Source organism: Tunturiibacter lichenicola (assembly GCF_051013355.1).
Classification (GTDB): domain Bacteria; phylum Acidobacteriota; class Terriglobia; order Terriglobales; family Acidobacteriaceae; genus Edaphobacter; species Edaphobacter lichenicola_F.
This window is the reverse complement of record NZ_CP132944.1, coordinates 4,306,862-4,326,618: the sequence shown is the minus strand read 5'-3', so window position 1 is coordinate 4,326,618 and position 19,757 is coordinate 4,306,862. Positions and strand designations below refer to the sequence as shown.

The following is a 19,757-nucleotide window of genomic DNA, read 5'->3' as shown; positions in this document are numbered from 1 at the left end:
AAGGAGATCCACCCACAAGACGACATCCAGTGCGGACCGCGGCTACTCTCGTTGTCCGCACTGTGGCGTGGTGTACGGAACCGAGTTTGATATCTGTGCCCTGACGGGGCTCCGATGATATCGCCTGCTATGCGGTTGCAGTGTGCGCTGCACGGATCTGTGGACTATAGTTCTAGTTCTTCAAGGAGAGATCGCATGAAAGCAGCAAGCACAGTAGCACTTGCCCTCGTTCTCATCGTGTCCCCGATTCATGCGAAGGACAAACTTGCTCCGCTCCCGGCCAGCGTGATCGCGGCAAAAACCGTGTACATTGACAATCAAACGGGCCACGCAGAGATTGCAGACCGAGCCTACGATGCATTAAGTAAGTGGGGGCGATTCAAAATCTTGAAGGACGCAAAGGACGCCGATCTGGTCCTTCGGTTCACAACAAACACCAAGGGCAGACCCACCCCACCAGGCAATGATATAGACATATCACCTACCCCCGTAGTTTTCTCTGTACGCGACCAAGCTAATAATGAACTCTGGTCTGTATCTAAGGACAAGCCGCTTCATAGTCAAACGCGCCTGGATATTGATGAGTTCAAAAAGCGAATTGAAGAACAAGAAAAAGGCAACTAGGCTTTGACGCTGTTTCTGCTGATTATCAGGCGGCTGTCAGGCGGTTTTCATCTGGATGAGGGTGCCGGCTTTGGCAGCGGCCTCGGCGAGAACGCGATGATGGATCGTGAAGAGGGCTAGTTCGAGCCGGTCGGAGACGCCGCTTTTGTCATAGATGCTTCGAAGATAGTTCTTGATTACCTGTTCTTTGGTGCCGAGCTGCTGGGCAATGTCTTTGTTCTTGCAGCCTTGAACGATTAGGGCGACGATCTGCATCTCTTTTGGGGTGAGGCGGTCGCGAACGCGTGTTCCGACGCTGTCGGAGCTTTGCATGGTGGTGACGTTGGCGCGTTGCACGAAGCGCTGTCCGCTGACGACGCGACGAACGCAGTCCACCAGCACGGTGCCGCCGACGTTGCGGTGAAGGATTCCCTGGAAGAGTACGGCAGGATCGTCCGGGACCTGCTCTGCGTTTTCCGCAATCAGAATGGAACGGCTGCCAGCGGCCTGGGTGCGTGCTACCAGGTCTCTGAGGTCCAGGCGCAGGCTGGAGGCGACAAGGATCACCGAGCCACGAAGTCCGTCGATGGCGGTGAAGAGCTTGGCCGCGTCCTCGCACTGGGCGACGATGCGCATATCGTCCTCGAGTGACAGGGTTCTGGCTGCACCCGCCCGAAAGATGGCCTGATTATCCGCGAGAATGATTCGATTCATAGGTGCCGTAGTCTCCTGCCGGGCTCAAGTTGTCCCACAATCCCCATATCGGTTGATTGCAGCAGGAGTGGTGCGATGTCTAAGATTCGGACAAATTGTTGTGTTGATAGCACTTTAGGGGCATGCGCCTCGTCTCCGGGCGCATTAACTTTCTGAAACTTGTGAGCGTGAAACACAATCAAATCATACGTGGGGTGTCTCGAAACCTTGTCACGAAGTATAAAGAGATATGCCTAAGCCTATTCTGTTAGCGATCGACGACGACACCAGCGTGCTGGAAGCTGTGGTTCAAGATCTGCGCCGTCACTATGGTCAGGACTATCGGATCGTCCGCGCTGCCTCTGGGGGGGCTGCGCTGGATATCTGCCGCCAGCTCAAAGAACGCAAGGACATCGTCGCACTGTTTCTCTCCGACCAGCGTATGCCGGGGATGACCGGCGTGGACTTTCTGCAGCAGGCTCTCTGTATCTATCCCAACGCAAAACGTGTGCTGTTAACCGCTTACGCGGATACCGAAGCCGCGATTCGGGCCATCAACTCCGCCAAGATCCACTACTACCTGAATAAGCCGTGGGATCCACCGGAGGAGAAGCTCTATCCGGTGCTGGACGACCTGCTGGGGAGCTGGAAGGAGGGCTACAGGCCTCCGTTCGAAGGGATCCGCGTGGTGGGTGTGCGCTGGTCTGCGATGGATCATGCGGTACGCGACTTTTTGTCACGGAACCGGATTCCCTACCAGTGGTTGAACCCTGAGACGAATCCGGATGCGCTTGCGCTGCTGAAGGAAAAAGGCATCGACGATACCAAGCTGCCGGTGATCCTCTTCGGCGACAATACGGCACTGGTGCAACCCACCTCGACCGAGATGGCAAGCAAGGTTGGTCTACGCACTCAGGCGCAGCAGGAGTTCTACGACGTGGTCGTGGTGGGTGCCGGGCCTGCCGGGTTGGCTGCGGGCGTCTACGGGGCCTCTGAGGGGCTCCGTACGCTGGTGGTTGAGGCCGCCGCACCGGGGGGGCAGGCGGGTTCGAGCTCGAAGATCGAAAACTATCTTGGGTTTCCTGAGGGACTTAGCGGGGAAGAGTTGGCCAAGCGGGCGTATCTGCAGGCGAACCGCCTGGGGGCAGAGTTTTTGACCCAGCGAGTGGACTGCATACGGTCAGAGAATCAATACCGCATCGTCACGCTGGCGGATGGGCAGGAGGTCACGTGCCACGTGTGCCTGTTGGCGACCGGCGTCGACTACTGCAAGCTCGACGTTCCGGGCGCGGATAAGTTGAGCGGAGCAGGCGTTTACTACGGTGCGGCGCTGACTGAGGCGATGTCCTGCAAGGAAGAGGCGGTTTATATCGTTGGCGGGGCGAACTCGGCCGGTCAGGCGGCTATGCATTTTTCGCGTTATGCCGATCATGTTCACATGCTGGTCCGCGGCAAATCGCTTGAGAGCAGTATGTCGAAGTATCTGATCGATCAGATTGAGGCGACTCCGAATATCACGGTGGAGACCGGCACGGAGGTTATCGCGATGGGGGGCGAAGGACACCTTGAGTGCCTGACCTTGAAGACACCGCGCGGAGAAGAGGCTCGGCCGGCCAGTTCCCTGTTTATCTTTATCGGCGCTGCTCCCAAGACGGACTGGATGCCACAGGAGCTTTGTCGTGACAGCAAGGGATTTATTCTTGCGGGTCCAGACTTGAAGGCGCAATCTCCGAAGTCATGGAAGCTGGAGCGCGATCCCTATTTGCTCGAGACGAGTGTTCCAGGCATCTTTGTTGCAGGCGACGTACGATTCAACTCGGTCAAACGATGTGCTTCCGCAGTCGGCGAAGGCTCCATCGCAATTCAATTTGTGCATCAGTATCTTGCGACGCTGTGAAAGGCAATGAACGACTAACCCAATGAGCGAACAAACCCAAATCGTCCAAAACCACGTTGTCGAATCGGTCGGTGCAGAGCTGACAGCCCTACTGCGCAAAGTTCCCATTCTGTCATCGTTGAAAGATGATGAGCTGCATTGCCTGGAGGGGGTGCAGGAGATCCACATCGACAAGGACGAGGTCATCGTGCGCCAGGGGGAGATCTCCCACTACTTCTGGATTCTGCTTGACGGAGAGCTTCGAGTCTCTCAGAAGACGGCTGAGCAGCACGAATATACGATGGCAAAGATCGAGTCGGGCAACACTTTTGGCGAGCTTGCGTTGCTGACGACCGTTCCGAACCTGAGTAGCGTTCAGGCGACGTCGCCGAGTCATCTTTTGCAGCTGGACGATGAGCAGTTCTGGAATCTGATGACCAGTTGCCCGCAGGTTCGTAAGGCGATTCTGGGCAACATGGCTTATCGGTTTCAGAAGCTGCAGAGCACGACTGTGCAGCAGGAGAAGATGGCGTCGCTGGGGACGCTGGCTGCGGGCCTGATGCATGAGCTGAACAACCCTGGTGCGGCTGCTCGCCGCGCTGCTTCGCAGTTGCGGGAAAACCTTCTCCGGCTGCATGAGATCTCGCTCAAGTTCAAAGAACGCGATTTTACGTCAGAGCAGAAGCACTGCATGTTCGATCTGCAGAAGCACGCGCTTGCCGTGAAACAACCGCTGATGATGAACTCGCTTGACCAGAGCGACGCCGAGGAGGCGCTGGCGGAGTGGATGGAATCAGCCAATATCGAAAACGCGTGGAAGATGGCTCCTACGCTGGTTTCAATTGGCATGAGTGCTGCTGAACTCGAGCGCGTCCGCAACGACTTCGATGGACCGCTGTTGGGAGAGGCATTGAGCTGGCTGGAGGCTCTGGTCTCGAGTATGCAACTTGTCGGGACCATCGAAGAGAGTATTGGCCGCGTTACTGACCTTGTGCAGGCGGTCAAATCGTATGCGTACGAAGGCAAGGGGCAGCGGCAGACGATCGATATCAACAACAGCATTCATGCGACGCTGATCATCCTCGGCCACAAGCTGCGCGAGAAAGAGATTGTGTTGGAGAAGAGCTTCGCGGCTGACCTGCCTCCTCTCCACAGCGAATGCACTGGACTGAACCAGATCTGGACGAATCTTCTGGACAACGCGATTGACGCAGTTCCGCAACACGGACGCATCAGCGTGCATACGTGGGCGGAGCAATCGACTGCGGATCCGAAGAATCCGCATACGGATCTGTGCATTAGTGTGAGCGATAACGGCAGCGGAATTCCACTGGAGAGCCAAGAGCACATCTTCGACCCGTTTTATACGACGAAGCCTGTTGGAGTTGGCACGGGCATTGGTCTGGGCATTGTTCAGCGCATCGTTGAGCAGTACAACGGAATCATTCGGTTCAGCTCTGAACCCGGAAACACAAAGTTTGTCGTTCGCCTGCCGAGCGACAGCGAATAAAAAATATTGTGGTCGCGGAAGAGATTCGGCGACGACAACATTTTTCTTTCATCAGCGTTTATCTATTCGAACGCGCGTTCCTTTTGTGATTGCGCGAATTGAATAGTGAGGACGCCATGAAACGCTCCGCTCTTACTTTGCCCCTTATTGCCACAGCTTGTATTTTTACGGCCGGCTGTGCCTCGCACACTGCTTACTATGCTCCTCCCCCACCGCCCCCACCAGTTGGCTACAACAGCGTTCCACCGTTGATTGCGAGAGCGGATCATGAAGGCTTCCGTGCAGGCTCGGAAGATGGTGCGCGCGACGCGTACAACGGGTTTGGATATCACCCGCAACACGACCGCAAGTTTCACAAGACGCCTGGATACGACTCGGCGCTGGGGCCGTATGAACCGTACCGCGATGCCTTCCGTCGTTCTTATGTTCGAGGCTACGATCAGGGTTTCCACCGCGGGTAGTCGCGAGCGGCAGATGGTCTTCTGCATCGTATGATGAATGCAGGAGACTATTTGTGCCGCTGACACCTTTTCACATCGCCTTCCCAGTCGACGACCTTGAAGCTGCTCGTACTTTTTATGGAACGACTCTGGGCTGCGCCGAGGGCCGCAGCTCTGCGCAGTGGATTGACTTCGACCTCTTCGGACATCAGATCGTCGCACACCTGAAGCCGGGCTCGGCTACCGACAAAGCCCATCACAATCCCGTCGATGGTCATGACGTTCCCGTTCCTCACTTCGGCGTCGTGCTGCCGATGGAGGTCTGGGAGACGCTGGCTGAAAGAGTTCGCCGTGCGGGTGTTTCGTTTGTGATCGAACCGTACATTCGGTTCAAGGGAGAGGTCGGCGAACAGGCGACGATGTTTTTTTTCGATCCTGCCGGCAACGCGCTCGAGTTCAAAGCATTCGCCGACATCGGTAATCTCTTTGCGAAATAAAAGCGAATCATAATTCTGCGGAGAGGCATCTACGGTAGAGGACGCTTCTTCATTTCTTCCTACAAACTCCGTCGAAATCGGGGTTGAAGTCCAGCCTTGGTTGAGTGTTCCTGGGATCTGACTCTCATTGCCTAGTCTGTGGTGAAGACGCCGACACGCGGCTCTACCTCCCCACTCCGGTCGTACCGGAAATGCAAGAATTCCCTTACCTATATCGTTTTAGTTCGTATAGACTCTCTAGCGGCTGGGAAACACCATTTTGACGGCTGCGACTGGCGATCCGTTGGTCGCACAAAGATTTCAAGGAGCATGGATGTCATTTTTCACGCGGTTTAAGAGGTTCACTAATTCACCACTGTTCGCAACCGTTTTCATGACGTCGCTTGGATGTATTGCGGCGCACGCTCAAACGAAAACAGATACTTCCAAGATGCCCTGGATGAACAAGGCTCTCTCTCCTGACCAGCGCGCCGACATTGTTGCGCAGCAGATGACGCTCGACGAAAAGATACAGATGGTTCATGGAACCGGCTGGGGTGTTCTTCGTGCGGGCGATCCAGTCCCTGCAAAGTCGAACTTCGCCGCAGGTTACATGGAGGGTATTGAGCGGTTGGGTATTCCGGGCATCGACCTTGCAGACTCGGCCGTCGGCGCACGTATGGCGGCGTATCAGGCACGCTATGCGACTTTGTTGCCTTCGACCCTGGGCGCCGCATCGAGCTGGGACACGGATTCCGCATTTCTTTATGGTTCAGTGATCGGCCGGGAGCTTCGCGCGTGGGGAACGAACATGTCCATTGGCGGCGGCGTGAATATTACTCGCGAGCCACGCAACGGGCGCAACTTCGAGTATGCGGGAGAGGATCCGATCCTCGCCGGTACGTTGACTGGGAACCTGGAAAAAGGCGTCTTCTCGCAGCACGTGATGAGCGACATTAAGCACTACGCGCTGAACGATCAGGAGACTGGGCGCACGGTCGTCAATGTGCTTCTTGGTAAGAAAGCGATGCGCGAGTCTGACCTGCTTGCGTTCGAGGTTTCGATTGGCATTGCCGAGCCGTCTGCGGTGATGTGCTCGTACAACCTGGTGGAGGGTGATCATGCCTGCGAAAACGATTATCTGCTCAACGAAGTTTTGAAGAAGGACTTCAAGTTCAAGGGCTGGGTCGTCTCCGATTGGGGCGCCACTCACAGCACCGTCAAGTCTGCGCTGAACGGCCTCGATCAGGAGATGCCCGGCGACGAAAACTACTTCAATGCACCGCTCAAGAAGGCGGTAGAGGGCGGCCAGGTGCCTGAGGCACGTCTCAACGACATGGTTCACCGCATTCTGCGCAGTATGTTCGCTGCTGGTGTCGTGGACGATCCTCCGATTCGCTCGGTAGTGGATCCGTTTCGTGGCCGCGACGACGCGCAGCACATTGCCGAAGAGAGCATCGTCCTTCTCAAGAACGCCGATCATATTCTGCCGTTGAAGGCTTCTGCTTCAAACTCGATCGCAATTATCGGATCACACGCTGACGTTGGTGTTCTCTCTGGCGGCGGTTCGGCTCAGGTCGATGCGCCTGGTGGAAACGCTGCGAACCCAAAGCCCGGTGGCTCCGGATGGACGGAACATGTCTACTTCCCTTCTTCTCCGCTCAAAAATATCCAGTCGCACTCGCCCCAGACTTCGGTTCGCTATGCTGATGGGATGGACACTGCCGCGGCGGTGGCGCTCGCGAAGTCTTCCGCCATCGCGATCGTCTTTGTAAGCCAGCCGATGCAGGAAGACATGGACGCTGTCACTATTGCGCTGCCGGGCAATCAGAACGCGCTCGTCGAAGCGGTCGCCGCTGCAAATCCAAATACTATCGTCGTGATTGAGAATGGTGGCCCGGTAAGCATGCCATGGGTTGATCACGTCAAGGGCGTGGTCGAGATGTGGTATCCCGGCATCGGTGGCGCGCAGGCGCTTGCGAATATTCTCTTCGGCAACGTCAACCCCTCCGGGAAGCTGCCTGTTACGTTCGCTAAGGATGATGCGCAGCTGCCAAACCCTGTGGTTCCTGGGCTTGAGGGTTTACCTGCTACGGAGCCGACCCAATATCACAAGGTCGCGCCGTTCGACCTGCGTTACACCGAAGGCGCCAAGGTCGGTTACAAATATTTTGAGGCGACCCACAAGCAGCCGCTCTTTCCGTTCGGATTTGGGTTGTCGTATACCACGTATGCGTACTCGGGCTTGACCGTCGATGATACGAAACGCACCGTCCACTTCACCGTTCGCAACACTGGGCCGCACGAGGGCACGGAGATTGCTCAGGTTTATGTTGCTCTGCCTGCCGCGGCAAATGAGAGCTACAAACGTCTGTCGGCGTGGCAGCGCGTCAAGTTGGCTCCGGGTGAATCGAAGGAGGTCACGCTCCCGCTCCATCCGCTCTCGCTCACTGTGTTCAATACCGATCAAAATGGTTGGCAGCTACTGCCCGGCGACTATACCGTAACGGCTGGGCCATCCTCGAGCGATAACCCGCTTAAGGCAACTCTTCACGTCCATCCGTAGTCCCTGATGGTCACGGCGCGCCGTGGCTCTTATCAAACAGCCGTGCGAGAATGACCTTAGCGTTCCGGTCGTTTTCGCACGGTTTTTCTGTGTTGAAAGAAACGCGATCCAGTTGAGAATCTTCATTTGCAATGACTGGATCGACCGGCTTCGCTCAAATCCTATGCCTTCCCGACTCATCATCAACGCGGACGATTTCGGCCTCACTCACGGTGTCAACCGCGCTATCGTAGAGCTACATGAGGCGAAGGCTCTTACCTCCACGACGCTCATGGCCACAGGCGCTGCGTTTGATGACGCCGTCAGCATCGCGCTCGCTCATCCAACACTCGGCGTAGGTTGCCACGTTATTCTTACTGACGGGATTCCAGCGTCGCCACCGCAAGACATCCCGACCCTTCTCGGGCCTGACGGCAGGACGTTTCGTCCCTCGCTACTCGACTTCATTCAAGCTTTGCTTCGTGGCAAAATTAGCCGGGATGACATCGAACGCGAGGCTCTGGCGCAGATACACAAGCTGCAGAACGCCGGTATCAACGTCACTCATCTCGACACACACAAACACACCCACATGTTTCCTGCAGTTACCCGACCGCTTTTAGATGTCGCCGAGCGTTGCTCGGTCGGTGCGATTCGTCAGCCGTTTGAGAGGCCGTGGAGCCTCGGCCTTGGTCACGGCGGCATCGTTCGCCGTCTTCAAATCCATGCCGTTGGCCGCCTTCAGCGTGGCTTCGAGAATCTGTCACAGATCCGTAACGCACATGTCCTGACTACGGACGGAACTATCGGGATTTCTACGACGGGTAATCTCTATGGAAAGACCCTCCGCGAGATTCTTCACGCCCTGCCCGCTGATGGAAGCTTCGAGCTATGCTGCCATCCCGGCTATAACGACAGGGATCTCGATGAGGTTACGACGCGCCTTCGGACCCATCGTGATGTGGAGCGCACAGCTCTATTGGTGGAGATTCCCGCGAGGGCTTTGCAACCAAACGCTCCGCAACTCATCCACTATGGAGAGCTTGGTGGTCACGCGGCCGTACGAGAGACTAGTCACGTTATGAACGAGTCCTAACAAGTCGCTGCTCCGTCCAATAACTGAACCACGCAGCCTAACGAAGTATGGGAAGTCTATGAAGATCGGCATCACCTGTTATCCCACGTATGGCGGCAGCGGAGTCGTCGCCACGGAGCTTGGAATTGAACTCGCGGCGCGCGGGCACGAGATTCATTTCATCACCTACTCGCAGCCATTTCGACTGAGCGGTCGCGAGGCCAACATTCACTTCCATGAGGTCGTCGCGTCGAACTATCCACTGTTCGAACACCCGCCATACGATCTCGCGCTTGCGACTCGCATGGCAGAGGTTGCCGAGTTCTACTCGCTCGACCTGCTGCATGTTCATTATGCGATTCCTCATTCTGTCAGTGCACTGCTGGCGCGCCAGATGCTCGCCACCCACGGTGTGCATCTGCCATTCGTCACGACGCTTCACGGCACTGACATTACTCTGGTTGGCCTCGACCGCTCCTACCTGCCGATTACGAAGTTCGGCATTGAGCAGTCCGATGGCGTGACCAGCATCTCCAGCTACCTGCGCGACCGGACCCGCGAGGCCTTCGCCGTGACCTCTGAGATTGAAGTCATTCGCAACTTCGTCAACTGCGATGTCTACTTCCGCAACCCCGAGCTGGTCGGCGCTATGCGTCCACGCTTCGCAGAGCCGAATGAGCGGCTCCTCGTGCACCTCTCGAATTTTCGTCCAGTCAAACGCATTCAGGACGTGGTTGAGGTCTTTGCGCGGGTAGCTAAGGCGATACCGGCTCGGCTGATGCTCATCGGCGACGGGCCTGATCGCAGCGTGGCCGAATACCTTGCGCGCCAGCATAATATTCAGGATCGCGTCCACTTTATTGGCAAGCAGGACAATGTGAACGAGCTTTTGCCGCTCGCCGATCTGATGCTGATGCCAAGCGAGATGGAGTCGTTCGGGCTGGCCGCGCTCGAAGCGATGGCGTGCAGTGTGCCGACGATCGGAACCCGCGTCGGCGGCGTCTCCGAGTTGATTCAGGACGGCCACAACGGCCTTCTCTTCAATGTAGGCGATATCGAATCCATGTCCGCCGCCGCCATCGCGCTGTTGCGTGACCAGCCACGTCTTGAAGCAATGGCTCAAGCTGGCCGGAAGACAGCGCAGGACCACTTCTGCGCGTCTCGTGTGATTCCGCTCTACGAGGACTACTACGACCGCGTCATCGCTCGTACGGCATCTTCGACCAAGTGACCGATGGCCTGACCGGCCGCGCCGCCGATCGGGCCCCATGTTTCTGCGCCCGCTTCAAGCACCGGCATCAGCATCGTCACCTTCGTCCCGCGACCGGGGCGGCTGTTGATCTCAACGCTCGCAAGGTCGCCATAGAGCACCTGCATCCTTTCGCGAACGTTTCGGACTCCGATGCCGGTTCCTGGCCTCACCAGCCCACTGGTCGCCGACGCTTCGTCTCGGTCCGGAGCCATCCCGACGCCGTCGTCTTCGACCTCAACCATGAGCCGGCCCTGGTCCGTGATGCGGCTCCGCAAGGTCACAGTGCCACCGCTGATTCGTGGTTCGAGCCCGTGTTTGATGCTGTTTTCGATCAGCGGCTGCAGCAACATTCCTGGCACCACAATATGCAGGGTATTTTCTGCGATCTCCTTCACGACCTTCAGCTTGTCGCCGAATCGCACCACCTCGATATCCAGATAGTCGTCCGTGAACTGCAGCTCCTCACTGAGTGGAAGGAAGGCTTCGCGGTCCTTCAGCAGCACGCGCAGGATATTCGCCAGTTTTATGATCATCTCGCGCGCCAGCTCAGGCTTGGATCGAACGAGTGATGTGATCGAGTTGAGTGTATTGAACAGAAAATGAGGGTTGATTTGGCGTTGCAGCGCATCGAGGCGCGCTTCAAGCAGTAGCCTTCCCTGCTCTTCAAGCTTGCGCTCGACGCGGATCGCGTTCCAGATCTTCAGCGGAATTCCAACGACGATCGGTGCTGTCGCGCAGATCAACAACTGCACCCACCATTCGTTGGAGTACAACTCGAAAAAGTGCCGCGGGTAAAATCTCCCGAGCATGCTTGTGCCGAGCTGCATCGACGAGACGAGAAGCAATAGCAAGATCTGCCGGTCCAGCTGCGGCCTTCGCAGATTTCGCGTCACCCAGCGATAGATGCTGAGATCGATCATCGGCGAGAACGACCAGACATCCTCAGAGTCAGCAAAGCGTCCGAAGGCCCCGGAGATGGCCGCGATTGCCAAATTAACCGGGAGCGCCCAGTATTCATGATGCAGCACCGCTGGAATTGCCAACACAGCTCCGCCGGCCATCGCGGCCAGTGGACCGACCAGAATGCCCAGCAAGATCGTGGTTTCGAAGGAGAGGTCAGCCGCAAGGAAGTTCGGCACTGTCGTCCGGACCCAAACGCCGAGCGTTAGCGGCACGCAGATGATGATCACCAGCCACGCGGTCTGTTTAGGGGTCCGACGCGACAGCAATAGGAGGTTTTTGAAGCGTTGCGAGCGTGCGAGCGAGCTGGAGACGGCCGCCGCAACGCCTAGCTCGATCAGCAGCGTAATCAGAATCAGCTTGGAGTCGGTCGGGGGCACACCATTACTTTACGCCCGTCGCGCAACTCCGCATCCTGGAGCCCCCTCCGGCAATCTAATGTTCATGGGTGCTGAAACGTATAATCGAGATATGCCGTTCGCAAGTGTAACCAAAGTAGCCGAAGCCGACTTTCCCACCCGCTGGGGGCACTTCCGCATCCTCGGCTTCGAGGGTACGATTGAGAACCCGTTGGCCTGCAACGACAACGTCCCTCCGCCGACCGTGCGTGTCGAATCTGCCGTGGCTCTGGTCATGGGAGATATTCACTCTGCGCCCCCCATCGTGCGGGTGCACTCCCAGTGCCTCACCGGGGACGTCTTTCACTCCCTGCGCTGCGACTGCCGTCAGCAGTTCGAGCTCGCCATGGCGACGATTACCGACGCAGGCGCGGGCATCCTCCTCTACGAACAGCAGGAAGGCCGCGGCATCGGCCTTATGGCGAAGCTTCGCGCTTATGAGTTGCAGGACCAGGGACGCGACACTATCGAAGCGAATCTGGAGCTCGGCTATGAGGCCGACTGCCGCCACTTCGAGCTTCCCGCCCAGATCCTGAAACAGATGGGCGTTGAGTCCGTCCGCCTCATCACCAATAACCCAGAGAAGGTTGAGGCGCTAGAACTTGCAGGCGTCAAAGTCGTCGAGCGCATCTCCGCCGAAGTTCCGAGTGAGCCTACCAACGAGCGCTACCTCCAGACCAAGCGGGAGAAGATGGGCCACCTCGTTAGTTAATTCAGCTCTTGAATACAGTCGAGTCAGGATGGTGGTTCATCCAGTCGAACCAATAGTCCTTGTGTGCGTCGATCTCCTTCAAACAGCGCCCTGAGAGAGTTCCTTCCACCGCGCAGCCTTGAAAGTTCCACGTTGACCCTGTCTCAGCATCCGTCATCGTTCCGTCATGCGGCCCGGTGGCGAAGGTCAGATCGGTGTTTCCGCCCTCAACCCTGGTTTCAAACGTCCGGACTGATGTGCCGTCGGGCCCAACCAGCAGGAGGATCGGGACCTTCCCGACGTGATCCTGAATCAACTTCGTCGCGAGTATTGCCTGGACCGGATAGGCTTTGCTCCCTCCAGCCGTAGTGATGCCCCACATCAGCTCATGCGGACCGATCCCGGACTTCGCTGTGTCTACAACTGTTCGCGTCTTCTCGACGTGTTTTTCCCAGTCCTTGGGGTCGTACTCGGACGCATAGAGTGAGTTGGACCGCAGCACCTGCCCGTGCGGCTGCTCTTGTTTCCAGAGGCCGAAACTCAACTCGTTGCTGCGAACCAGTTGAAGCTGCTTTCCTTTGAGCGGGCCGTAGATCGCCTCGCCGGTGCTCTGTTGCCAGATGCTGCTCGTCTCTTCGTCGCGCAGCAAAGCGTTTCCGTTGTTGATGCCAGCGAGCCGGAAGTGCAACAACCTCCCGTCGAGCATCCGGTTCCACACCAATCCGGTATGGCATAGCGTACAATACGTCACCGCGATCGGCACACCGTTAACGGTGTCATTCACGATGTGGTGGTAGCCCATCGTTCGGATGGGGTAGGCACGGGCGTCATGTCCTAAGGTGACTGCCAGCACCTTGTCATCCGGATCGACCGCAGCGCTTGCTGGGCTTCCAAACGACGGCGAACCATAGGGGTGAAACATCTTTTCGAAGATATTGATGTGCGTGAAAGCCGCACATACAGTCGCCACGAGGAGCAACCCGGCCAACGCAATGCGAGAACTCAACCGCGTGGTTTTCCACGTTTGTATTACCAGCAACAGCAAGGTTACGGCGCACGCGCCAGCTAGCCAAGGAGCAGCATGACGAACGACCAGGGCAATTTCTAGTTCCCGAGCGCCCTGAGGGCGAAACGGTCGAATGACAAACATGGGGATAGCTACGCAAGCGACGCAAATTGCAGCACTAATCGAAGCCAAGGATAGAATTCTTCTCGACTCAGTCTTTTTTGTGTAGAGCTCTTGCATCTGTGGCATGTTCTTCCTCGCAGCGATTCAACGCTGCCGTCTGATATGAGTCAACCCACCTAAAGGCGGGGATCTGAGTCCGCCTAATGGATGAGCGCTGGGCGCTCCGAATCAGCTCTTTTGCACTCCCACGACAACCTTTGCAGTCGTCACCGCCTGCCCCACGTGTCGCTGTGTGTGCTCCGCACAGTGGATCAACAGGCCGCCCACCGTACTTGGCAACAGCGCTCTGCCCACGCCACGCTTTTCCTGGTAACTGTTTTGCGGGATCAGCATGATTCGCCGGTGAGCTTCACCAAGACCTGCTCGAACCTCAGCCAGAACCTCCTCAGCAAGCGCATCACCGGCCATTTCGGTAGCCAGAGCATTCATCTGCGCTCCTGACAACGCCCTACCTTCCGCGTATGTGAGCAACCTATCAAGGCTCCGCCCGATGTGACGGAGATGGAATGCGACTGGGGCCAGTTCGAATGGTCGTGCATTCATCTCTGTGTCGCTCAAGCCTGCGCACCAACGCTCAACATCTTCGCTCGCCAAATCCAGAGCGTGGAGCACCTGACGCCGTACAGAATCCACCTCCGTCAGCGTGCCCCGCAACCATGGTTCAACCATCACTGCCACTCCCTTCGCTCCACACGCATCCGATAACAACCTGCATTCGGATCCCGCACCACCACGTACCGAACCTGCGGATCCATCAGCATCTCCCGCATCAGGGTTTCGGGTGATACATCCTTTGCCACGAGTTCGCGCCGCCGAATCATCTGCTCTGCATCATAGCCGTCGAGCAGAGCGCCCAACGGCAACAGCGCCTCTGGATATTCATCTTTCTCCTCGTGTCGTTTGCATGTCTCTTCGTGCAAAAACACCGGCCCTGGCTGCGGTATCGGCGCCACGCCATCAAACGGATTCAACGTAAACAACAGCCTTACCTCCTCACCCACCGCAAACGGCTGCAGACAATGCCGGCAAGGGCCCAACCCGGTCGCTACCTTCGCCGTCACCGGATGCCCATATCCAGGCGACACCATCGTGACTCTTACCTGATCTGCCAACTCACTTGCAATTGCAATGATTCGTAACTCGCTCATCGGAACTCTCCAGTCGTGTGAACTCAACTACTGAAGCCATCTTCGCGAAAACGAGTTACGCTCACACTCCGAATTGTTCAACCAAACTCAGAGCCCCTTCCCTTTGCGAAACTCTCGCACGACGTCCCCTACATCCCGATGTTCGCCGTCGACAGCGTAGTTCATTCCGCGCATCTCATCCGCGCTTACCTTCCCCGCAAGCCTCTCCATTGCGAATTGGATTCCAGGATGACGATGAAGGGAGTCTTGCCTTACCAATGGCACTGCATCGTATGGGGGAAAGTAATGCTTGTCGTCGGCGAGTACGACGAATCCAAGCGCTCGTATCGGTCCGTCTGTCGAGTTGCCTGCGACCATATCAACCTGATTATTCGATAGTGCTCGGTACAGCAGTCCCAGGTCCATCGTTCGCGGTGCATCGGCGAATTTGAGGCCATAGGTTGCCTCGAGACCGCGCAGGCCGTCCGGTCTTTCCTCGAACTCGTAACCCACGCCAAGCCGCCACTGCGGCGCGACCTTCACGGCGTCGGAGATGGTCTTTAACTCCAATCGTCGCGCGTCGTCTCCTCGCACGACCATTGCGAACGTGTCCTCAAATCCCATTCCTGGTCCTACCAGGACGTGATAGCGCGAAGCATACAGCTGAGTCACTTGTCGCAGCACCGTTGCAGCATCCCTCTGACCCATCGGCGGTAGAGGCTGCTTCAGGATCGCCGTCAACGCCGTCCCCGTGTACTCGACGTAGCCATCGATTCGTCCGCTCACGAGCGCCTGCTGACAGAGATAGCTTCCGGCCAGGTAGAACCTTCGGGCAACTTGCTCCCCAGTGACTGCTTCGATCTCCTGGGATAGCAACTCTCCGAGGACGACCTGCTCGGTAAAGTTCTTCGCGCCAATGGTGATGCGTGATGAGCGTGGAGGCGCGCACGCCACACAGGTCAGCAAAAAACAGAGAACGACTGCACTCAGTGACAGCTCGGACAGCCGTCGTGGCGCAGACCCGCGGACGCGCTGACTTGCCGTCTCGCTCCTCACACCCGCCTCACGGCTAATCGCTTTTCCAACAGCCCCAATCCTGCGTCCGCAATCAGAGCTAAGAGTGCCGCTGGAATTGCTCCTGCGAGTACGAGGCCGTTGTCAACACTTGCTACGCCGCGAAAGATCAGCTCGCCGAGCCCCCCGGCGCCGATCGCAGCCGCAATCGTCGCTACGCCGACACAAGTTACCGTTGCCGTACGCAGGCCTGCGAGTATCACGCTCGCGGCGAGCGGCAACTCTACCTTGATCAGCCGCTGCCAGGAGGTCATCCCCATTGCGTTAGCTACATCGACCAGCGCGGGATCTACACTTCCAATCCCTGCGTAGGTATTCCGCAGAATTGGCAGCAGGGCGTATCCGGTTAGCGCCAGAATTGCCAGCCGGGCCGCGTTCTCTCCCAGCCATGGCACCGGCAACAGCAGGCCGAACAACGCAAGGCTTGGTACGGTCTGCAATACATTTGCAAAGCCAATGACGGGCTTCGCCAGAGCTCGATTCCGGGTCAGTAAAATCCCAAGCGGTAGACCAATTGCCGCTGCCAACAACATTGCCGAGAGCGTCAGCCAGAGATGCTCAAAGGTCAGTCTGCCGATCTCCCACCCGTGTTGCCTCAGGAAGTCCGTCATGCAGGCACCGCGCGATGTACCGCCTGAACATAATTCTTAATTTGAGAATTTTCGGACCTGAGAACCTCATTTGCCGGAAGGTCCGCCAGCACTGCCCCTTTAGACAGAAAGATCACTCTGCTGGCGAGATACAGGGCCTCATCAAGATCATGTGTCACCAGCAAAACGGTCTTCCCTACACGCTTCAGCAAATCTTTTAGCATGGTTTGCATCTCTGCCCGTGTCAGGGGATCGAGCGCGCCGAACGGCTCATCCATCAGCAGCACGGTTGGGTCCGTCGCCAACGCTCGGGCGAGACCGACACGCTGTCTTTGGCCGCCGGAGAGTTGCCACGGATACCGTGCGTGAAATTCTTCATAGTCCAGGCCTGTAAGCTCCAGCACCTCCCGCACGCGAGCCGCAGTCTCCTGCTTCGTTCTGCCGGCAAGCTCGAGAGCCATCCCTGCGTTTCGCTCCACAGTCATGTGTGGAAACAGCCCGGTCTCCTGGATGACGTATCCGATGCTTCGGCGGAGCGCCACCGCGTCGCCATCCTGCGTGTTCTTCCCCGCAACCAGCACCTCACCCGCGCTCTGCTGCACCAGTCCGTTGACCATGCGCAACAAGGTCGTCTTGCCCGACCCGCTGCGCCCCAGCAAGGCGGTCGTAGTCCCTGCCTCAAGCTGAAGCGAGACGTCGCGCAAAAGAGTACGCCCACCTGCCAGCGTGTAGCTCACCTTCGCGAACTCAACGCCAACTGTGGGCATGGTTTACTCTAACGTGTCTTGTCGAAAGAGAGACTTACTCCGCGGTCTCCGCAGCCGGCTCTGCTATAGCAGCGGGCTCAGCCGCTGCTACGGGCTGTCCTTTGACGCGGACTACCGTAATCTTCTCGAATCCTTCTTTGAAGGTTGGAGGCTTGAGACGCTCGGCCATCTTATGCATCACCTCGTCGGTAACCTGGCGGTCGCGTTTTGAGTTCCGCTCCAGACACACAGCCAGCGGCACGTCGAAGAAGACAGCTTGCACCTCGTATCCGAAGCTCTTGGCCATCTTGATCCACTGTTTGCGCTCGTGCGGAGACAGGTTAGTCGCATCCACGTAGTTCCATGGCATCTTGGCGATGAGCCGAGCACGCAGAAGACTTCGTAGCGTCGAAAACACCAATCCCTGATACCGCTGTTCTGTAATGTCGTCGAATAAGAGCGTACGCAGCAGGTCGCTGGACAGCGGAGTGACCCCACGCCGCTTGTACCAAGTCGTCTTGCCCGATCCCGGCAAACCGATTGCGAGAACGACATACCCTTTCGGCGACTTCGCCGCCGTCGCCTCAGCAGGCGGCGTGCTCAACGACTCGGGTTGCGTCTCCATCACGATGTTGGGTTCAGTTGGCGACGCCGGAGTAAATGGCTCTGCCAGGGGAGCAGCCTCGGCGATCGGCTCAACAGGGTGCTCCACCTTTGCCGGCGCCGGCTCGGCAGCACGGGTTGCCACGGGCTCCGGGTAGCTTGGTCTCAGGGGAGCTTGCTGGTTTGCGGGCAGCTCCTGCCCGCTTTTCCCCGTGGACTCCGAATCATTCGGTCCACGTCTCGGGCGTCGTCTCATCTTTTCGCTTATCCATTCGCGCAAATCGCGCATACGACGCTTGTAACACAGCGCGGAAGCCTCCCGCAAATCGGTCGCACCTTCAGAGACACCCCATCCGTTGCTCCACCCGCTCAGATTGGGCGCCTCCATCCCATCTTTTCTCAGCACTTTACATCGTCCGTTTACATGGCTGCGATACTGTCGCTGGTAAAAGAGGTGAACGATGCCAGCCGAAGTCTCCGATCTCGATAAGATGCAGGCCGCTTACAAAGAAGCCGTCGATGCGTGGGTCAGCGCCATCCACGAAGAAGAGGCTCTTGCCTCCGTCAACCACACCGAGGCAGAGGTTGACTTGTGGGAGGCGGCCGACTTTCGCGAGGAAGATGCTCGCGGAAGGGCGAAGGAAGCCAAGAAAAACTACGAAGAAGCTCTTCGCGAGAAGTTCTTCAAGTTTTAGCCCGCAGACGCAGCTTTTCCAACAAATCTCCACCACCGTGGCTAACGGCACGGCAGGCCACAGTTTGCGTCACCTCAGCCCCGGTGATAGCATCCCGGTCTGATGGCGTGCAGGCCCGCTTGCTGCGCTCTACAATAGTGAAACGTGTAAATAACGCAGCAACCTGACAGGAGCAACCGAAAATCATGGCAGCAGTAAAGGTAGGCATCAACGGCTTCGGCCGCATTGGACGCAACGTCTTCCGCAGCGCAATCGGTAACTCAGATATCGAATTCGTCGCCGTCAACGACCTCACCACCCCCGCCACCCTGGCTCACCTTCTCAAGTACGACTCCATCCTCGGCAACCTCAAAAACGAGATCACCCACGGCGAAGACTTTGTCGCCGTCGACGGCAAGAAGATCAAGGTCTTCGCGGAACGCGATCCAGCCAAGCTCGACTGGGCCTCTGTCGGTGCACAGATCGTCGTCGAATCCACCGGCTTCTTCACCGATGCCGAAAAGGCCAAGGCTCATCTCGGCAGCACGGTCAAGAAGGTGATTATCTCCGCACCAGCTACAAACGAAGACATCACCATCGTCCTCGGCGTCAACGATAACAAGTACGAGGCGGCGAAGCACAACATCATCTCGAATGCGTCCTGCACGACCAACTGCCTCGCGCCTGTCGTCAAGGTGCTCAATGACACCTTCGGCATCGCATCCGGCATTATGACCACGATCCACAGCTATACCAACGATCAGGTCATCCTCGATACACCGCATAAGGATCTCCGTCGCGCCCGCGCTGCTGCCCTCTCGATGATTCCGTCGAGCACCGGTGCTGCCAAGGCGCTCAAGCTCGTCGTGCCCGAGATGGCCGGTAAGCTCGACGGTTTTGCCATCCGCGTCCCAACACCTAACGTCTCCGTCGTCGACCTCACCTTCGTCTCCGAGAAGCCAATCACCGAGGCTGCAATCAACGAGGCGATCAAGAAGGCCTCCGAGGGCGGACTCAAGGGCATCCTCGGCTATACCGACGAAGAGCTTGTCTCCTCGGACTTCAAGGGCAACCCCCTATCCAGCATCTTTGACTCAAAGCTCACGAAGGTTGTCGGCGGCAACACGGGCAAGGTCATCAGCTGGTATGACAACGAGTGGGGCTACTCCAACCGCGTCAAGGATCTCATCAGCTTCCTCGTCCAAAAAGGCCTGTAGTTCGCTTAGGACCTTCGC

General features: G+C 57.4%; 20 protein-coding genes. 11 read left to right on the top strand and 9 right to left on the bottom strand.

What is annotated here, in order from left to right:
* The first annotated feature begins 195 nt into the window (after nucleotides 1-195).
* Nucleotides 196-624: a hypothetical protein gene (locus RBB82_RS18080; protein ID WP_433972137.1), complete on the top strand. Its 429-nt coding sequence runs from the start codon at nucleotides 196-198 to the stop codon at nucleotides 622-624.
* 36 nt (nucleotides 625-660) lie between these two features.
* Here the strand turns inward: RBB82_RS18080 and RBB82_RS18075 are convergent, their stop codons facing one another.
* Nucleotides 661-1,317, bottom strand: a complete 657-nt coding sequence (locus RBB82_RS18075) for a response regulator transcription factor (RefSeq protein ID WP_433972136.1) — start codon at nucleotides 1,315-1,317, stop codon at nucleotides 661-663.
* A gap of 229 nt (nucleotides 1,318-1,546) precedes the next feature.
* Here RBB82_RS18075 and RBB82_RS18070 point away from each other — a divergent pair, with 229 nt between their 5' ends.
* The 7 genes from RBB82_RS18070 to bshA all read left to right on the top strand — a co-directional run bounded on the left by RBB82_RS18070 (nucleotide 1,547) and on the right by bshA (nucleotide 10,449).
* Nucleotides 1,547-3,193 carry an FAD-dependent oxidoreductase gene (locus tag RBB82_RS18070; RefSeq protein WP_433972135.1) on the top strand — a complete coding sequence of 549 codons (1,647 nt, stop codon included), beginning with the start codon at nucleotides 1,547-1,549 and terminating at the stop codon, nucleotides 3,191-3,193.
* A 22-nt stretch (nucleotides 3,194-3,215) separates the two neighbouring features.
* Entirely contained in the window at nucleotides 3,216-4,682 is a 1,467-nt protein-coding gene (locus RBB82_RS18065; RefSeq protein ID WP_433972134.1) for an ATP-binding protein, read from the top strand.
* Nucleotides 4,683-4,798: 116 nt separating this feature from the next.
* Nucleotides 4,799-5,143, top strand: coding sequence for a hypothetical protein (locus tag RBB82_RS18060; protein WP_433972133.1), 345 nt, complete (start codon nucleotides 4,799-4,801; stop codon nucleotides 5,141-5,143).
* 53 nt (nucleotides 5,144-5,196) lie between these two features.
* Nucleotides 5,197-5,619 (top strand): VOC family protein, encoded by a 423-nt coding sequence (locus tag RBB82_RS18055; protein ID WP_433972132.1) that lies wholly within the window; start codon nucleotides 5,197-5,199, stop codon nucleotides 5,617-5,619.
* A gap of 439 nt (nucleotides 5,620-6,058) precedes the next feature.
* Nucleotides 6,059-8,164 (top strand): beta-glucosidase, encoded by a 2,106-nt coding sequence (locus RBB82_RS18050; protein WP_433972131.1) that lies wholly within the window; start codon nucleotides 6,059-6,061, stop codon nucleotides 8,162-8,164.
* A gap of 163 nt (nucleotides 8,165-8,327) precedes the next feature.
* On the top strand, nucleotides 8,328-9,239 hold the full coding sequence (locus RBB82_RS18045; protein ID WP_433972130.1) for a ChbG/HpnK family deacetylase: 912 nt from the start codon (nucleotides 8,328-8,330) through the stop codon (nucleotides 9,237-9,239).
* A gap of 58 nt (nucleotides 9,240-9,297) precedes the next feature.
* Nucleotides 9,298-10,449 carry an N-acetyl-alpha-D-glucosaminyl L-malate synthase BshA gene (gene bshA / locus RBB82_RS18040; protein WP_433972129.1) on the top strand — a complete coding sequence of 384 codons (1,152 nt, stop codon included), beginning with the start codon at nucleotides 9,298-9,300 and terminating at the stop codon, nucleotides 10,447-10,449.
* On the opposite strand, the gene RBB82_RS18035 is transcribed toward bshA, so the two are convergent.
* Nucleotides 10,407-11,810 carry a sensor histidine kinase gene (locus RBB82_RS18035; RefSeq protein ID WP_433972128.1) on the bottom strand — a complete coding sequence of 468 codons (1,404 nt, stop codon included), beginning with the start codon at nucleotides 11,808-11,810 and terminating at the stop codon, nucleotides 10,407-10,409. The two genes, bshA and RBB82_RS18035, sit on opposite strands and share 43 nt — an antisense overlap.
* A 91-nt stretch (nucleotides 11,811-11,901) precedes the next feature.
* Here RBB82_RS18035 and ribA point away from each other — a divergent pair, with 91 nt between their 5' ends.
* On the top strand, nucleotides 11,902-12,540 hold the full coding sequence (ribA, locus tag RBB82_RS18030) for a GTP cyclohydrolase II (RefSeq protein WP_433972127.1): 639 nt from the start codon (nucleotides 11,902-11,904) through the stop codon (nucleotides 12,538-12,540).
* 1 nt (nucleotide 12,541) lies between these two features.
* Here ribA and RBB82_RS18025 read toward each other — a convergent pair whose 3' ends face one another.
* The 7 genes from RBB82_RS18025 to RBB82_RS17995 all read right to left on the bottom strand — a co-directional run bounded on the left by RBB82_RS18025 (nucleotide 12,542) and on the right by RBB82_RS17995 (nucleotide 18,104).
* Nucleotides 12,542-13,525: a DUF3179 domain-containing (seleno)protein gene (locus RBB82_RS18025; RefSeq protein ID WP_433972126.1), complete on the bottom strand. Its 984-nt coding sequence runs from the start codon at nucleotides 13,523-13,525 to the stop codon at nucleotides 12,542-12,544.
* A gap of 351 nt (nucleotides 13,526-13,876) precedes the next feature.
* On the bottom strand, nucleotides 13,877-14,377 hold the full coding sequence (locus RBB82_RS18020; protein ID WP_433975407.1) for a DinB family protein: 501 nt from the start codon (nucleotides 14,375-14,377) through the stop codon (nucleotides 13,877-13,879).
* Nucleotides 14,377-14,856 carry a DUF1203 domain-containing protein gene (locus tag RBB82_RS18015; RefSeq protein WP_433972125.1) on the bottom strand — a complete coding sequence of 160 codons (480 nt, stop codon included), beginning with the start codon at nucleotides 14,854-14,856 and terminating at the stop codon, nucleotides 14,377-14,379. The genes RBB82_RS18020 and RBB82_RS18015 overlap by 1 nt, the downstream gene beginning before the upstream one ends.
* An 87-nt stretch (nucleotides 14,857-14,943) precedes the next feature.
* Nucleotides 14,944-15,891 carry a glycine betaine ABC transporter substrate-binding protein gene (locus tag RBB82_RS18010; RefSeq protein WP_433972124.1) on the bottom strand — a complete coding sequence of 316 codons (948 nt, stop codon included), beginning with the start codon at nucleotides 15,889-15,891 and terminating at the stop codon, nucleotides 14,944-14,946.
* Nucleotides 15,888-16,520 (bottom strand): ABC transporter permease, encoded by a 633-nt coding sequence (locus tag RBB82_RS18005; protein WP_433972123.1) that lies wholly within the window; start codon nucleotides 16,518-16,520, stop codon nucleotides 15,888-15,890. Before RBB82_RS18005 ends, RBB82_RS18010 begins: the two co-directional genes overlap by 4 nt.
* A complete protein-coding gene (locus tag RBB82_RS18000) occupies nucleotides 16,517-17,266 on the bottom strand; it encodes an ATP-binding cassette domain-containing protein (protein ID WP_433972122.1) in 750 nt (249 codons plus the stop codon). Before RBB82_RS18000 ends, RBB82_RS18005 begins: the two co-directional genes overlap by 4 nt.
* Before the next feature lie 34 nt (nucleotides 17,267-17,300).
* Nucleotides 17,301-18,104 (bottom strand): AAA family ATPase, encoded by an 804-nt coding sequence (locus tag RBB82_RS17995; RefSeq protein ID WP_433972121.1) that lies wholly within the window; start codon nucleotides 18,102-18,104, stop codon nucleotides 17,301-17,303.
* Nucleotides 18,105-18,309: 205 nt separating this feature from the next.
* On the opposite strand from RBB82_RS17995, the gene RBB82_RS17990 reads away from it, so the two are divergent.
* Together RBB82_RS17990 and gap are read left to right on the top strand one after the other, a co-directional pair.
* Nucleotides 18,310-18,543, top strand: a complete 234-nt coding sequence (locus RBB82_RS17990; RefSeq protein WP_433972120.1) for a hypothetical protein — start codon at nucleotides 18,310-18,312, stop codon at nucleotides 18,541-18,543.
* 185 nt (nucleotides 18,544-18,728) lie between these two features.
* Nucleotides 18,729-19,739: a type I glyceraldehyde-3-phosphate dehydrogenase gene (gene gap, locus RBB82_RS17985; RefSeq protein WP_433972119.1), complete on the top strand. Its 1,011-nt coding sequence runs from the start codon at nucleotides 18,729-18,731 to the stop codon at nucleotides 19,737-19,739.
* Nucleotides 19,740-19,757 lie beyond the last annotated feature (18 nt).